Below are 14,013 nucleotides of genomic sequence, written 5' to 3'. Positions count from 1 at the left end.
GGGGTCATCTGAAGATCAGGCCGTCACGAGGAACCCGGCCACCACCAGCGCAACGGCGATCAGCGTCAGCCGGAACGCCGCCCGCCCACCGCTCGTCCCGATACGCCCGAGCGCCCCGGTGATCCCGAGAGCCACCCCCGCCAGCAGGAGCAGGACCGCGAAAACCTTCCGCAGCAGCCCGATACCGTCCGACCCGAGCACCCCGGCCAGCAGGCACGCCGCCGCCAGCGCGATCAGCACCGCCATCACGCTCAGCGAGCGGGTGGGCCCGATCCGCTGGGGCAGTCCGCGCACCCCCGTCAGCGCGTCCGCCTCGGTGTCGCCCACCGTGTTCGCGAAATGCGCTCCGGCTCCGAGCAGGGCGGCGGCACCAATGGTGGACGCGGGTGGCCACCCCCCGAGGACGGCCAGCGAGGCGATGGCCGGGAGCAGACCGAACGACACCAGGTACGGAAGCGGGCTGATCGGCGTACTTTTCAGACCGGCGTTGTAACCGACCGCACTGAGGACGGCGATCAGGTGGTACAGACCGGCGTCGTCCCCAAGCCTCCAGGAGAGCAGAACGGCGGCCGCGGCCGCGCAACCGGCGCTCGCGGCAACCACTCTCGCGTCGATCAATCCGGCGCTGATCGGCTTGTCGGCCCGCTGCGCGACCTGGTCACGCGAGGCGTCGAACGCGTCGTTGGACCAGCCCACGCACAGCTGCCCGGCGAGGATCGCCGCCCCGACCGAACCGGCCCGCCCCCAACCCTCCACCGAAAGACCGTTCTGAACGGCGAGTGCATAGGCGGTGGCGAATACCGTGACGGCCGCGGACGGCAACGGATGGCAAGCCGCAAGCAGCCCCCGTGACCCGCGTCCCCACGTTCGCATCGCTCCTCCAGACACCCGGGCCCGCACGCGCGTCCACCCTGACATCCGATTCAACCCGATCCCGGACCTGCCGTACTGTCGAGACGTGCCGGTGAAGCTGCTGATCATGTCCGACACCCACCTGCCCAAGCGTGGACAGGACCTGCCCGCTCAGGTCTGGGACGGCGTGGCGGAGGCCGATGTGGTGTTCCACGCCGGCGACTGGGTGCTGGAGTCGCTGCTGGACAAGCTGGAGCGCCGGGCGAGACGCGTGGTCGGGGTGTGGGGCAACAACGACGGGCCGGGCCTGCGCCGGCGCCTGCCGGAGGTGGCGCGGGTGGAGCTCGAAGGCATCCGGATCGCCATGACGCACGAGACGGGCGCCTCCGACGGCCGGGAGAAGCGCTGCGACAAGGCCTACCCCGACACCGACCTACTGATCTTCGGGCACAGCCACATCCCCTGGGACACCACCACCCCGGGCGGCCTGCGCCTGCTGAACCCCGGCTCCCCCACCGACCGCCGCAAGCAGCCCGATCACACTTACCTCACGGCCGTGGCCGAGAACGGCGCCCTTCACGACGTGGTGCTGCACCGGATGTAGCGCGCGGGGCCGGGGTTGCTCCCGCCGCGGCAACCGCTAGCTCGCAAAACACGAAAGGCCAGGTCCGTAGACCTGGCCTTCGCCGAGGGTGGGCCATCAGGGACTTGAACCCCGAACCCGCTGATTAAGAGTCAGCTGCTCTGCCAATTGAGCTAATGACCCTCGCTGCTCGGCGCCTTGCGGCTCCTTGCTGCGTTGAAAACATTACCAGCCCCCCGGCCCAACTACGAAATTGGTAACCGCTCCCCACCGCGTGACGGGCGGCGCAGATGCGTCCAGGGCCGCCAAGAGCACCGGAACCGTCACGCAGGCGGGTGAAGCGGGTCAGGAGGGCGGGAGGACGTACTTCTTCGCGGCAGCCCGGGCCGTCTCGCTGTCGGGGCCGGGCTGAGGCACGAAGAGGACCTCGCGGTAGTACTTCAGCTCCTCGATGCTCTCCCGGATGTCGGCGAGGGCACGGTGGCCGCCGTTCTTGGACGGGGAGGCGAAATACACCCGGGGGTACCAACGGCGGGCGAGCTCCTTGATCGAGGAGACGTCCACGATGCGGTAGTGGAGGTGTGCGTCGATCTCCGGCATGTCCCGCAGCAGGAAGGCGCGGTCGGTGCCGACCGAGTTCCCGGCCAGGGGCGCCTTGCGCGCGTCGGGCACCCAGGCCTTGATGTAGTCCAGTACGAGCTTCTGGGCCTCCTGAAGCGTCACACCACCGTCCAGCTCGGTGAGCAGGCCCGAGGTGGTGTGCATGGTGCGGACCACGTCCACCATGGTGTCCACCACGCCGTCGGGCGGCCTGATGACGACGTCAACACCCTCGCCGAGCACGTTGAGCTGGGAATCGGTGACTAGCGCAGCCACCTCGATGAGGGCGTCCTTCCCCAGATCGAGGCCGGTCATCTCGCAGTCGATCCACACGATGCGGTCCTGCGAACGTTCGCTGTTCTCCGATGTCACGGCCGGTACTCTACGCTCCGAGGCGTTCATCGGCTCCGGTTGAGCCGCCGGGTACCTCGCGCCGCTAATCTCGACCGGGTGAGCACGCCCTTTTCCACCGGTACCCCCGCGCTGCATCAGCGGCGTCCGAGCATCTTCACGACGCTTCTCTGGGTCGCCGTGATCGTGGTGCTGATCGCCACCGGCCTGCTCAGTCTCCTGGCCATCACCCGGGAGACCGGCATGCTCGGCGCCGTCACCGGCTCGGTGCTGGCGGCCGTCCCGGTGTTCCCGGTCATCGCCACCTTCCTCTGGCTGGACCGTTACGAGGCCGAACCACCGTCCCTGCTGGCCCTGGCATTCGCCTGGGGCGCGGGCGTGTCGACCTTCGGCGCCCTGGTGATCAACACCGCCTCGCTGGTCGCCATCCGCAACGCCGGCGGCGACATGACGCATGCGGCGGTGTTCGTGGCGCCCTTCGTCGAGGAAGCGTTCAAGGGCCTGGCCGTGGTGCTCATCGTGCTGATGAGGCGCCGGGAGTTCGACGGGGTGGTGGACGGGATTGTCTACGCCGGCATGTCGGGCATCGGGTTCGCCTACGTGGAGAACGTGCTCTACCTGGGACGCACGCTGGCGAACGACGGGACCGGCGGCGGCACCCTCTTCGTCTTCCTGCTGCGCTGTGTGGTCTCGCCGTTCGCGCACCCGCTCTTCACGGCCGCGATCGGGGTGGGCATCGGGGTCGCCGTGCGCGCGAAGAATCCACTGGTGAAGGTCTTCGCACCGATCGCCGGGTACCTGGTTGCCGTTCTGCTGCACGGGGTCTGGAACTGGTCCGCGTCGTCCGGCCTGGCCGGTTTCGCGGCCGCCTACGCCGTCCTGCAGCTGCCCGTGTTCATCGCCTTCATCTCCCTGGCCCTGCTGGCCCGCCGCCGGGAGGGCAAGCTGGTGGCCCAGCACCTCGACATCTACGGGCAGACGGGCTGGCTGACCCAGGCCGAGGTGGCCATGCTGGCGTCCCTGCCGGCCCGCCGCGAGGCCCGCGACTGGGCCATGCGCACCGGCGGGACCGGTGCCCGCCGCGCCATGCGGGACTTCCAGGAGATGGGCAGCGAACTGGCCTTCCTGCGTGAGCGGATGGCCCGGGGAACTGCCGCGCCGGACGCCGCGAACACGGAGTACGCCGTCCTCGCCACGTTGTCGACGCTACGGGACCGCTTCCTGCCGCGGCCCCACCCCGGACCGCCCGCCCCCTGAATCACCCTGGATCAGGCCTGCTCACCCCAGGAGATGGTCGAAGTCGCCATCCTTGGCGCCCAGGATCAGTGCCTCGATCTCCGCGTGCGTGTAGACCAGGGCCGGCCCCTGCGGGAACCGTGAGTTGCGCACGGCCACCTGCCCGTCCTGCAGCGCTGCCATCTCGACGCAGTTGCCCTGAGAACCGCTGCGGGCTGACTTCTTCCACTGTACGTCGATCAGGTGAGCCGGCATCCCGTTGAGAAAGTGCGACATCTCGACCTCCAAGTACTGGGCAGACGACGGTGCCCAGTCGCGCGGACGCTGGCATGTCCTTCTGCACGCTTTTTCTGCACGTGCATTTGCGCGAGCAGCTAGGCAGTTCAGGACTATACGGTCAGGTCGGGCCATTTACTAGACTGTTTTTAACACTGTGTGGACAGTCAGCAACGCGCAGTTATCGGCAGTTGTGCACGCAAGGGTGTTATCCCCTGCAAAGCAGATCTCAGGCCTCAGCGAGCAGCTTCTGCAACGTCCGGCGAGTCATGTCCGGCGGGAGACTGTCCACGGTGAGCCGATCCATGTTCTGCGTATAACGCTCCACATGGTCCGGCTTGTCGAGATAATGGGCACTGGTCAGGTGCTCCACATAGACCGTGTCGGGCAGTTCCGGCTCGGGGAACCGCAGAAGGGTGAAGGCACCGCCATCCACCACGTGCCCGCCATAACGGAACGGCATGACCTGCAACGTCACGTTCGGCAAGGTCATCATGTCGAGCAGATGCTCTACCTGCTCGCGCATCACCTTGGCACCACCCACCGGACGATGCAGAGCGGCCTCGTCGACCACGGTCCACAGGTGCGACGGGCTGTCGCGGCGCAGAATCGCCTGACGCTTCACGCGGAAGTTCACCCGGCGCTCGACCTCGGCCACCGTGGCATTGGGCGCGCCCGAGCTGACCATCGCGCGGGCATACGCCTCGGTCTGGAGAAGGCCCGGCAGGAACTGGATCTCGTAACTACGGATCATGCTGGCGGCCTCTTCGAGGCCGACGAACGTCTCGAACCAGTTGGGCAGGACGTCGTCGTAACTGTGCCACCAGCCCGGGGCGTTCGCCTCGCGCGCGAGAGCCACCAGCATCTCGCGCTGGGCCTCGTCCTCGACGCCGTAGAGCTCCAGCAGGTCGACGATGTCGCGGTCCTTGAATCCGACCCGGCCGAGCTCGAGACGGCTAATCTTGGATTCGGACGCGCGGATGCGATAGCCCGCAGCCTCACGGGTCAGATTTCTCGACTCCCGTAGCCGTCGTAGCTGGGCGCCCACCAGAATGCGCCGGACCGTCGGTCCACCCGGCGTCGTCACAGTGTGTGCACCTCACCTGAAGTCAAAGAGGATCCGATCGCCCATGAGCGTGGCTCTTCGTGTTCATCCCGCCGCAATGCCGCGACCTCGTGCCAGTGTGCCATCTCGCGGACCCCAAGTCCTAGCGGAAGCCGCTTTCGGTCAATTTCGGACTGCGAACACATTTACCCCTGATGCACGTGCATCCGCACGAATCAATCGGATACTCTCGAGATGCACGTGCATTTGGCGGTAGCGTTTGCACCGGCACAACGCGTGGCCCAGGGAGAACCGGTCCGGCGAAAGGCCGAGGATCCCCGGGGTCGGGAACGAGGTATGGGGCCTGTCGTGGTGATTGCACAGCCGCAGTCCGCGGACGTCGCGCCGTCCGCGAAGCAGAGCACTGCCAAGAACATCAAGCAGGGCGCTCCCGAGATCGACCTCGTCCTCGAGGCCGGGTCCGCCACCTGCATCCTTCCTGTGACCCTGCACGCCGTTCCCCAGGGCCGGGCCATGGTCCGGCGCGGTCTGGCCCACCTGGGCGCCGAGTCCGTCGCCGACGACATCGCGCTGGCCGCCACCGAACTCGTCACCAACGCCATCGAGCACGGCGTGCGCGACGCGGTCGGCCGGGCCGGCGACCCCGACGAACTCCAGCGCCGCCGCGCCGATGCCGTCCGGATCAGCCTGGTGAGCAGCGGTGCTCACGTCGTGCTCTCGGTGACCGACCCGAGCCCCACACCACCCGTTCGCCGCCCCCGTGACCCGTTCGCCGGTGGGGGCCGGGGCCTGCAGCTCATCGAGTCCCTGAGTCTCTGCTGGGGCTGGACCCTGCTCGACGAGAAGGACGGACAGCGAGCCCCCGGGAAGTCGGTGTGGGCCATGTTCCCGAGGGTGGCCGTCGAGAAGCCCGTTCCGCAGATCCGGATCCAGGGCGCGGCCTGAGCCGTCAGACGATCCTGCCGACTCCACCGAGAATCCGGATGGGCAGAGGATTCTCGTCGTTCTTCCACTGCGTGGCGTCGACCAGGCCGGGCTCGATCAGCTCGGTGCCGTCGAAGAGCTGCTCCACCTGGGAACGCGACCGCACGACGAGCGGTGTGGGCGAGCTGTCGTAGACCTTCTCCAGCAGCTCGACCGAGGCCGGTTCCATGCCATCGGAGCAGATCGCGGAGATCGCCAGGTAGCTACCGGCCGGCAACAGGCGGCGGTACTGCTCGACCACCTTGATGGCCATCTCGCGCCGCACGAAGTGCAGCACGGCGACGAACAGCAGCCCGACGGGACGATCCGGGTCGAGATGAGCCCTCAGGCGCGGGTCGTCGAGGATTCCGTGGGGCTGGCGCAGGTCGTGGTCGAGCGCGAGAACACCCGGCCGCGGGGCGCGCAGAGCGCGGTTGTACGTCATCACGATCGGGTCGTTGTCGACGTACACCACCTTCGCGCCGGGCCGGACCTCCTGGGCCACCTCGTGGACGTTCGGAGAGGTGGGGATACCCGAGCCCAGATCGATGAACTGCTCGATCCCGAGCTCGGCCATCGCGTTGACGGCCCGGATCAGGAACCCGCGGTTGGCCTGGGCGCAGGCCTGCAGATCGGGGATGACCCGGCCGACCTCGTGCACGGCCTGCCGGTCGATCGCGAAGTTGTCCTTGCCACCGAGCGCGAAGTCGTACATTCGCGCGGCACTGGGCTTGGAGATGTCGATCTCCGGCGGGATCCATTCCTGTTCGGACGCGGTCCATGACCAGTCGACGGCGATCTGCCCGGTCGGTGGCTCGGTTGGTGGCTCAGTCGGTGGCTCGTGCGGCTGGGTCGTCATCGTCGGCGTACTCCAGACTCGATTCGCCAGGTCCCGTTCACTCTATGCGCGGGAACACAGCGGCCTGAATGGTGGAAAACCCCCTTCTGTATTGCCTAAAGCCTCACTTCGACCCCCGAGGAAGGCCGTCGAGCACGGGGAGTGCCCCGGTACTACCCTGAGCAGGTGATCACCGCGTTCGTGATGTTGCAGGCCAGGCCCGACCGGATTCCCGAGGTCGCGACGGAGGTCGCGGGCATCGAGGGGGTGCGGGAGGTGTACTCGGTGACCGGTGACGTCGACCTGGTCGCCGTCGTGCGTGTCGAGAAGCAGGACGACCTCGCCGACGTCATCGCCGACCAACTGGGCAAGGTCGAGGGCGTGATGTCGACGCGTACCTACCTGGCATTCCGCACCTACTCCCCCGATGCGGTGGACGACGCCCTCACCTCGGGTTTCGACGACTAGATCAGGCATCAGCCCGCTGCCCCGCGTCAGTGACCTGGTGACCGGCACCGGAGCGCCCGGACACCGACGCCGGAGCGGACCGTACATCGTCCGTTGCTCTGTGTGGGCAACGGTGATCGGGAGGTCTGTAACGCTTCGATCTCACTCCGCGACAAGCGGGTCCGGAAGGCGCATTCGGGATCGAAGCACCCTTCCAGGGCTGCGATGATCTCATCGATGAGCACCGTCCAGCCTCCACTGAGCGGGTACTACCGCGCCCTGATGCGGTCGTACCTGACAACGGCGACCCCTGATCTGGCCGGGACGGTGCACGCCTTCGCCACCCCGATCGAGAAGGGCGCCGACTCACAGGATCGGCTCTGGACGGCGTGGGGCGAGGTGATCCGTCAGGCGTCCCAGCGGGCGCCGGAAGACCAGACCCGCCTGATCGACCTCGTCGTGGCTCTGCGCGACCGCGGGGTCCGGCCCGACCCGGCCAAGCCGCAGGTGATCTGGGGGCAGACGCTCTGGACCGACCTGCCGCTGCTGAACTCCCAGATGCGCGAGGCCTGGAACTGGGCCGCCCCGCCGGAGACCTCGGACTACACCTGGCGCAACGTCAACGGTTTCGCCGCCCGGCTGACCGTGGCGGGCCTCGATTTCAGCCTGCTCGGGCTGTGGACCATCCGCTCCAGCCTGGAGGAGACCACCCAGGTCTCCACGATCGAGCTGATGGCAGCCGCCGAGTGGTTCAAGTACCTCACCGCTCAGCTCAGGCAGTGGTCCGAGGCCGACCGGCAGTTCGACGGGTCGGACGACCCGGCCTCGGCACCGGGGAAGCTGCTGCTGAAAGAGGGCTTCAGCCAGTCCGGGTTCAGCGCCACGCGACTCAGCTACTGGCAGCGGCGTATCCGTGAGGGAAGTACCCAGAGGTAGACCGGCACGTCGTCGTCGATACTGGTCACATGCCAGTTCCGGAACAGTCCGCCCTGATCGTGCCCGTCCCCGAGGCAGAGCCGGTGGTGGGCCCGTTCCGCGCGAAGCTGGACGCGAACGCGGCCAAGGGTGTTCCCGCCCACGTGACGGTGCTCTTCCCGTTCCTGCCGCCGTCGGCCATCGACGACGAGGCCCGCACCACGTTGCGTGACCTGTTCTCCAGGCACTCCCCTTTCGAGGTCGCCTTCACCGAGGTGCGCTGGTTCGGGGACGCGGTGACCTGGCTGGCCCCGTACCCGGACATCGCCTTCCGGCAGCTCACGGCGGCGGCGTGGGGTCACTTCCCGCAGACGCCTCCCTACGGCGGTGCGCACGACGGCGACCATCCCCACCTGACGCTGGGCCACGGGCACCCGGTCGATGTGCTGCAGGAGGCGGCCGTCGAGGTGACGAGCCGGCTCCCGCTGACCGCCTCCGTCTCTTCCGTGCACCTGATCGCCGGGTCGGACACTCCGGACTCGTGGCGAACCCTTGACGTGTTCACTCTGGGCAACCACGACTGACCCGTCCGGGCAGTCTGCCCCTCCGCTGTCGAGAAAGCTGTTGAGAACGGGCACCGCAGGCACGATGAGTCAGACGTGGATCACTCGCGCGTTCAGCACTCACGCGTCCAGCCGTCACGCGTTCGGGGGGGCCGGCGGGGGGCTGCTCTCAAGCTCATGCTGGCACTGATGCTGCTGTCCCTCGTCATGATCACGCCGATGCTCGCCTGGAACCTCACCGGCGAGAAGGCGGCGCTCGGCCTCAATTACACGTTGCGCAGCGCCCAGCTGGCGAGCGGGAGTACGACGACCGCGCGCTGGAACCCGTGCCAGCAGGCCATCGTCTGGCGGGTCAACCTGTCGGGCTGGCCGGCGGGTCAGCGTCCCGCGATGCTCAAGCAGATCCAGACCGCCGTGGCCCGCGTGACGAAGGTGACCGGGATGAAGTACCGCTACGCCGGAACCACCACGTTCATCCCGCGTCAGGAGAACCTGGCCTCGGCGCCGGCCGACATCGTCGTGGCCGTCATCAACCCGAAGACCACCAACTTCTCCTTCAGCGAGAACTCCCTGGGGTACGGCGGCGTGCTGTGGGCGACCTGGTACGGCGGCGACGGTGAAGGGGCGGCCGTGGTCCGCGGTTACGCCGTTCTCATCCCCAGCGGGATGAACAAGCTGAAGCCGGGTTTCGGGCCGGGCAACCGGCAGGGCAACGTGATCCTGCACGAGATGGGCCACGCCACCGGGCTGGACCATGTGCGCAGCAAGGCCCAGCAGATGTTCCCCGACCTGACCGCCAAGTCGCCCAACGGTTTTGCGACGGGCGATGTGCAGGGTCTGACCAAGCTCGGGACGAAGGCCGGCTGCATCAGCGTGCCGTCCCGCGTCAACATCACCGACTACAACTGAGGCTTCGTCCGACGGAATCGGGCGACAGGGATCAGTCAATGGGCTTCAGTCGATTGGCTCAGTGCCGATGAGCTTTTCCATGGGGGCAATGTCGCAGCGGGTCCGGCAGTGGTGGAGTCTGCACGCGGGGGCGCGATTCTTCGTGACCCTGGCCGTGATCAGCCTCGTTCCGGTGCTGGCACTGGGGACGGTGATGGCCACGCAGTACCGGACGGAGCTGCGGGACCGCGGGGTGGCCCAGGGCCGCCTGCAGGCGGCACTCATCTCCCGTCTGATCACCGACACGCAGCTCGACTCGGTCACGCTGAAGAACGGCGTCACCGTGATCGAGCGCAGCCGGCTGGACCGGCTGGCCGACACCCAGGTGGACAGCGGTGTCATCACCCGCTTCCGGCTGCGGGGCCCCGACCTGCGCATCGTCTACAGCTCGGACGGTTCCGGGCTGCGGTACGGCCCGGCGGTCGGTGACAGCACCGATCTGGACGGCCAGTCGGCCGCCGACGTGCTGACAGCGCTGAAGGGCGATCCGACGGCCTCGATCGTCACGAGCACCCAGGCCGGCCAGAAGCTCGAGGTGATCGAGGCGTTCGCGCCTCTGTACAACGTCCGTACGCATGTCCTGATCGGTGTTCTCCAGGTCGAGTTGCCGTACGCGCCGATCGCCGCGCAGATGAACTCCGGCCTGCACCGGCTGTATCTGGCCCTGGGCACCGGGCTGCTCACCCTCTACCTGGTGCTGGCCTCGCTGGTCTGGTGGTTCACCCGTGAACTGGCCCGCACCGCGGCGAAATTCGAGCACCAGGCGCTGCACGACGCCCTCACCGACCTGCCCAACAAGGCCCTGTTCGCCGACCGGATCTCGCAGACCGCGACCCTGGTGGAACGCGGTGGCGGCATCCACCTCGGCCCCGGGCGACGGGGTGGTGGCGCGGCTGTGGTGCTGTTCAACCTCGACGGTTTCCGCGACATCAACGAGGCCATCGGCCCGGTCAACGGCGACACCGTGCTGACGACCGTGGCCCAGCGCCTGCGCGACACCGTGCGCGCGGTGGACACCGTGGCCGGTCTCGGCGGTGACCTGTACGGCCTGATCCTGGCCGGGGTCGAGAAGCAGGACCAGATCGAGGCCGCCGCCGGACGGATCAACCGGGCCGTCGAGCAGGACATCCTCCTCGACGATGTCGACGTACCGGTGCGGGTGACCGGCAGCATGGGCGTCGTCTTCATGCCCAAGAACGGTACCAACGCCGACGTACTGCTCGACCGCGCCGACGTGGCGCTGCACGTGGCCAAGACCTCGCACAGCAAGCTGGTCTGTTACGACGACGAGCAGAACAACTACAGTCCGGACCGCCTCGCGATGATCGGGCAACTGCGCGCCGCCATCGACAACGACGAGCTGCGCCTGCACTACCAGCCCAAGATCGACCAGCCGGACGGTCACGTCACCTGCGTCGAGGCGCTGGTGCGCTGGCAGCACCCGGACCGAGGGCTGCTCTCCCCCGACCAGTTCGTGCCGCTGGCCGAGCAGACCGGGCTGATCGACGACCTGACCCGCTGGGTACTCACGACCGCCCTGCACCAGCTCACGGTATGGCAGCAGGTGCGCGACGACCTGTCCGTCGCCGTCAATATCTCTGAGCGCAGCCTGAACCACCTGGACCTGCCGCAGATGGTCTTCGACGCACTGGCCGAGACCGGCGCCAGGCCGGGCTCGCTCATGCTGGAGATCACCGAGGCTGCCCTGACCGCCGACCCGGAACGGGCCGGCGTGGTCATGCAGCATCTGTCGGGGGCCGGGGTGCGGTTGAGCCTGGACGACTTCGGTGAGGGCTTCACCAATCTGGGTACCCTGGCCGAGCTGCCGCTGAACGAGCTGAAGATCGACAGGATCTTCGTGCAGGACATGCTCAACGGGCCGAACGACGCCGCGATCGTGCGGTCGGTGGTCGAGCTCGGGCACAACCTCAACCTCCAGGTCGTGGCCGAGGGGGTGGAGACCGCGGAGATCCTGGCGGCGCTGAACGAGCTGGGTGTCAACGCGGCCCAGGGATATTTCTTCACACCGCCCCTGCCGTCCAGCGAGATCATGGACTGGATCAGCACCAACTCACCGGACAACGATCCCCAGGACAGCCGGGACAGCCGGGACGGTCAGGGCAGCCAGGACGGACGGGACAGCCAGAACGGTCAGGACCAACCACCGCAGCAGTAGCGGACCGGGGGTGCCAGGATGGGCCTCATGAGTGACACCGTGCCTGCCGACTCCTCCGAGCCCAGCCCGGAACCGGGCATCCGGATCGGTCATGTCGAGCGGTTGTCCGCGATGGAAGCGCTGAAGCAGCATTACGGGGCCGGGCGGATCAACTCCCAGGAATACGAGAAGCGGTCGGTCCAGGCCGAGAAGGCGCAGTACGAATCAGAGCTGGATGAGCTCTTCACCGACTTGCCGGCTGTTGCGTCGCCGGTTGCGCCACCGGTCGTCGAGTCGCTCACCCCGGGTGCCCCGCCCGTCGAGCCGGACCCCGGGCCCGCCCGGGTGCCGAGCCGAGGGGTACTCAACATCGCGGAGCCGTACGCGACCACGATCGTGTCGATCACGCCGATCCTGGCGGTGATCCTGTTCTTCGTGACGCGGACGTGGTTGTGGTTCCTCGTCATCCCGATCGTGGCGTTGCTCGTCTACGGTCCGGACGGACGCGAGGGCACGGGTCCCGAGGCTGCCCGCCGGCGGGAGCGGGAGAAGTAACGGGGTTCTTCAGCTACTACGTTCGCGGTGGATCGTGAGGCGGTTGCGCAGCGTTCCGGCGAACGACTCGGCGATGCGTAGCTGACCCCGCAGAGCATCGCAGCGGGCATCGGCGGCGACGCGGTACATGGCCAGGCGCTCGACGGTCTGGTCGTGACCCTCGTCCGCCGTGTCCGTGGCGTCGAGCTTGTCGAGTACGCCGAGCAGATCACGCATCTCGTCGAGGCTGAACCCGAGCGGCTTCATGTCCTTGACCAGCTGGAGCCGGGTGACGTCGGCTTCCAGGTAGAGCCGGAAACCGCCCTGGCTCCGCGCCGAGGGAGCGATCAGGCCGACCTCTTCGTAGTAGCGGATCGTGCGCAGGGAGAGTCCGACACGCTCAGCCACCTCGCCGATATGCATCGTGGGCTCCGCCATCTCTCCCCTTCACGCCGTCCTGCCGGTCCTGTCGACCAGCCGCGACGCGTCAGTTTACGCAAGCTCTTCGGAGCCGCGCTGGCCGTATGCCAGATCTGCGCTGAGAGCACGCTGAGAGACACTCACGTGGCGCAACACCTGGTGGGGGTCCCACACGAACAGAACGGTCGGCCGCCGCATCCCTACAGCGGGGAACCGAAGGTCTGGGTCCAGTAGGGCGAGCCGTTGCCGACTGCGTAACCCAGGCCCATCTCGGTGTACGTGCAGTTGAGGATGTTCGCCTTGTGCCCGGCGGAGTTCATCCAGGAATCCATCACGGCGGCGGGAGTCTGCTGGCCCATCGCGATGTTCTCGGCCGCGGCGCCGAACTTGTAGCCCGCGTCGGACATGCGGTCGAACGGGCTGCGGCCGTCCTGGCTGTTGTGGTCGAAGTAGTTTTTCTTCGCCATGTCTTCGCTGTGGCCCTGCGCGGCCGCGGTCAGCTTGGAGTTCAGTTTGAGAGCCTTGCAGCCGGCGGCGGCCCGCTTGGTGTTGACGATCGAGAGAACCTTCTGGGCCCGGGTGCCACCCGTACCACCACCACTTGAGGACGTCGTGGTCGTCGTGGTGGTCGGCTTACCGGCCGGGGTGCTCGGCTTCGACGTCGGTGTCTTGCCCGGCGTCGCGGTCGGCTTGGTGGTCGGCGTCTTCTTCTTGTTGTTGATCGTCAGCGAGTACGTGGCCACCTTGGCGCTCTTGCCCGACTGCGAGGTGAGCACGCTGACCGTGTACTTGCCGTTGGGCAGCGACGTCGTCTTGAGACGCAGCGCGTAAGGAGCCTTCTCGTCCTTCACGACCACACGCTTCTTACCGTCGACCACGAAAACAACCAGGCTGCCTGCCTTTACCCGCTTCGGGCCCTTGAACGTGTAGACACCACTGACCGTGCCCAGGTTCTTCGGCGCGGCCGAGACCGCCGCGGCGGACTGCGTCGACTCCGGCGTGGGCGCGGTGGTCGACGAGGAAGACGGTGTGGCGCCGGCGTCGAAGTTGGCGGACGCGAGCTTGGTTTTCGACTCGTCCTTCGACCCGAACAGCGACGGCCCGACGAACACTGCCAGGAGCGCGATCAGGGTCAGCGGAGCCAGGACGAAGATGGCGTTCCTCGTCCAGTTCGACGACTGACTGTGCATGAGGACAAGACTCCCAAACGTGCTCGCGGCGGTTGTTCCATTTTCGAAGCTAGCACCGGCACAGTGCCGGGAAAAC

16 protein-coding genes and 1 tRNA gene are annotated in these 14,013 nt (G+C 67.5%); 9 read left to right on the top strand and 8 right to left on the bottom strand.

What is annotated here, in order from left to right; translation table 11 throughout:
• Positions 1–15: 15 nt before the first annotated feature.
• Positions 16–873, bottom strand: coding sequence for a UbiA family prenyltransferase (locus tag LR393_RS17695; RefSeq protein ID WP_269327385.1), 858 nt, complete (start codon positions 871–873; stop codon positions 16–18).
• 91 nt (positions 874–964) lie between these two features.
• Here LR393_RS17695 and LR393_RS17690 point away from each other — a divergent pair, with 91 nt between their 5' ends.
• Positions 965–1,456, top strand: coding sequence for a metallophosphoesterase family protein (locus LR393_RS17690; RefSeq protein WP_345718578.1), 492 nt, complete (start codon positions 965–967; stop codon positions 1,454–1,456).
• 89 nt (positions 1,457–1,545) lie between these two features.
• Here LR393_RS17690 and LR393_RS17685 read toward each other — a convergent pair.
• Both LR393_RS17685 and orn read right to left on the bottom strand, forming a co-directional pair.
• A tRNA-Lys gene (locus tag LR393_RS17685) sits at positions 1,546–1,618 on the bottom strand.
• Between the two features lie 162 nt (positions 1,619–1,780).
• The gene (gene orn, locus LR393_RS17680; RefSeq protein WP_231485048.1) at positions 1,781–2,407 is read right to left on the bottom strand and encodes an oligoribonuclease; all 627 of its coding nucleotides are present in this window, start codon (positions 2,405–2,407) and stop codon (positions 1,781–1,783) included.
• Positions 2,408–2,485: 78 nt separating this feature from the next.
• Between orn and LR393_RS17675 the strand changes: the two genes are divergently transcribed.
• Complete coding sequence (locus LR393_RS17675) at positions 2,486–3,643, top strand: PrsW family intramembrane metalloprotease (RefSeq protein ID WP_231485047.1); 1,158 nt, start codon at positions 2,486–2,488, stop codon at positions 3,641–3,643.
• Between the two features lie 21 nt (positions 3,644–3,664).
• Here LR393_RS17675 and LR393_RS17670 read toward each other — a convergent pair whose 3' ends face one another.
• Both LR393_RS17670 and LR393_RS17665 read right to left on the bottom strand, forming a co-directional pair.
• On the bottom strand, positions 3,665–3,898 hold the full coding sequence (locus LR393_RS17670; protein WP_231485046.1) for a DUF397 domain-containing protein: 234 nt from the start codon (positions 3,896–3,898) through the stop codon (positions 3,665–3,667).
• Positions 3,899–4,127: 229 nt separating this feature from the next.
• On the bottom strand, positions 4,128–4,985 hold the full coding sequence (locus LR393_RS17665) for a helix-turn-helix domain-containing protein (protein WP_231485045.1): 858 nt from the start codon (positions 4,983–4,985) through the stop codon (positions 4,128–4,130).
• A gap of 327 nt (positions 4,986–5,312) precedes the next feature.
• On the opposite strand from LR393_RS17665, the gene LR393_RS17660 reads away from it, so the two are divergent.
• Positions 5,313–5,909, top strand: a complete 597-nt coding sequence (locus LR393_RS17660) for an ATP-binding protein (RefSeq protein WP_231485044.1) — start codon at positions 5,313–5,315, stop codon at positions 5,907–5,909.
• A gap of 4 nt (positions 5,910–5,913) precedes the next feature.
• On the opposite strand, the gene LR393_RS17655 is transcribed toward LR393_RS17660, so the two are convergent.
• Positions 5,914–6,786 carry an SAM-dependent methyltransferase gene (locus tag LR393_RS17655; RefSeq protein ID WP_231485043.1) on the bottom strand — a complete coding sequence of 291 codons (873 nt, stop codon included), beginning with the start codon at positions 6,784–6,786 and terminating at the stop codon, positions 5,914–5,916.
• Positions 6,787–6,951: 165 nt separating this feature from the next.
• Between LR393_RS17655 and LR393_RS17650 the strand changes: the two genes are divergently transcribed.
• From LR393_RS17650 to LR393_RS17625, 6 genes are all read left to right on the top strand, one after another.
• Positions 6,952–7,233 carry an Lrp/AsnC family transcriptional regulator gene (locus LR393_RS17650; protein ID WP_231485042.1) on the top strand — a complete coding sequence of 94 codons (282 nt, stop codon included), beginning with the start codon at positions 6,952–6,954 and terminating at the stop codon, positions 7,231–7,233.
• 216 nt (positions 7,234–7,449) lie between these two features.
• On the top strand, positions 7,450–8,148 hold the full coding sequence (locus LR393_RS17645) for a DUF3632 domain-containing protein (protein ID WP_231485041.1): 699 nt from the start codon (positions 7,450–7,452) through the stop codon (positions 8,146–8,148).
• Between the two features lie 29 nt (positions 8,149–8,177).
• Entirely contained in the window at positions 8,178–8,711 is a 534-nt protein-coding gene (locus LR393_RS17640; protein WP_231485040.1) for a 2'-5' RNA ligase family protein, read from the top strand.
• Positions 8,712–8,867: 156 nt separating this feature from the next.
• Positions 8,868–9,599 carry a M10 family metallopeptidase domain-containing protein gene (locus LR393_RS17635; protein ID WP_231485039.1) on the top strand — a complete coding sequence of 244 codons (732 nt, stop codon included), beginning with the start codon at positions 8,868–8,870 and terminating at the stop codon, positions 9,597–9,599.
• 88 nt (positions 9,600–9,687) lie between these two features.
• Positions 9,688–11,814, top strand: a complete 2,127-nt coding sequence (locus LR393_RS17630) for a putative bifunctional diguanylate cyclase/phosphodiesterase (protein WP_231485038.1) — start codon at positions 9,688–9,690, stop codon at positions 11,812–11,814.
• A 27-nt stretch (positions 11,815–11,841) separates the two neighbouring features.
• Positions 11,842–12,348 carry a DUF1707 SHOCT-like domain-containing protein gene (locus LR393_RS17625; protein WP_231485037.1) on the top strand — a complete coding sequence of 169 codons (507 nt, stop codon included), beginning with the start codon at positions 11,842–11,844 and terminating at the stop codon, positions 12,346–12,348.
• Between the two features lie 9 nt (positions 12,349–12,357).
• Here the strand turns inward: LR393_RS17625 and LR393_RS17620 are convergent, their stop codons facing one another.
• Positions 12,358–12,765 (bottom strand): MerR family transcriptional regulator, encoded by a 408-nt coding sequence (locus tag LR393_RS17620; protein WP_231485036.1) that lies wholly within the window; start codon positions 12,763–12,765, stop codon positions 12,358–12,360.
• Positions 12,766–12,947: 182 nt separating this feature from the next.
• The gene (locus LR393_RS17615; RefSeq protein ID WP_231485035.1) at positions 12,948–13,937 is read right to left on the bottom strand and encodes a CAP domain-containing protein; all 990 of its coding nucleotides are present in this window, start codon (positions 13,935–13,937) and stop codon (positions 12,948–12,950) included.
• Positions 13,938–14,013 lie beyond the last annotated feature (76 nt).

It is taken from the genome of Kineosporia mesophila (assembly GCF_021129235.1).
Lineage (GTDB): Bacteria > Actinomycetota > Actinomycetes > Actinomycetales > Kineosporiaceae > Kineosporia > Kineosporia mesophila.
This window is presented reverse-complemented; position numbering and strand designations above follow the sequence as displayed.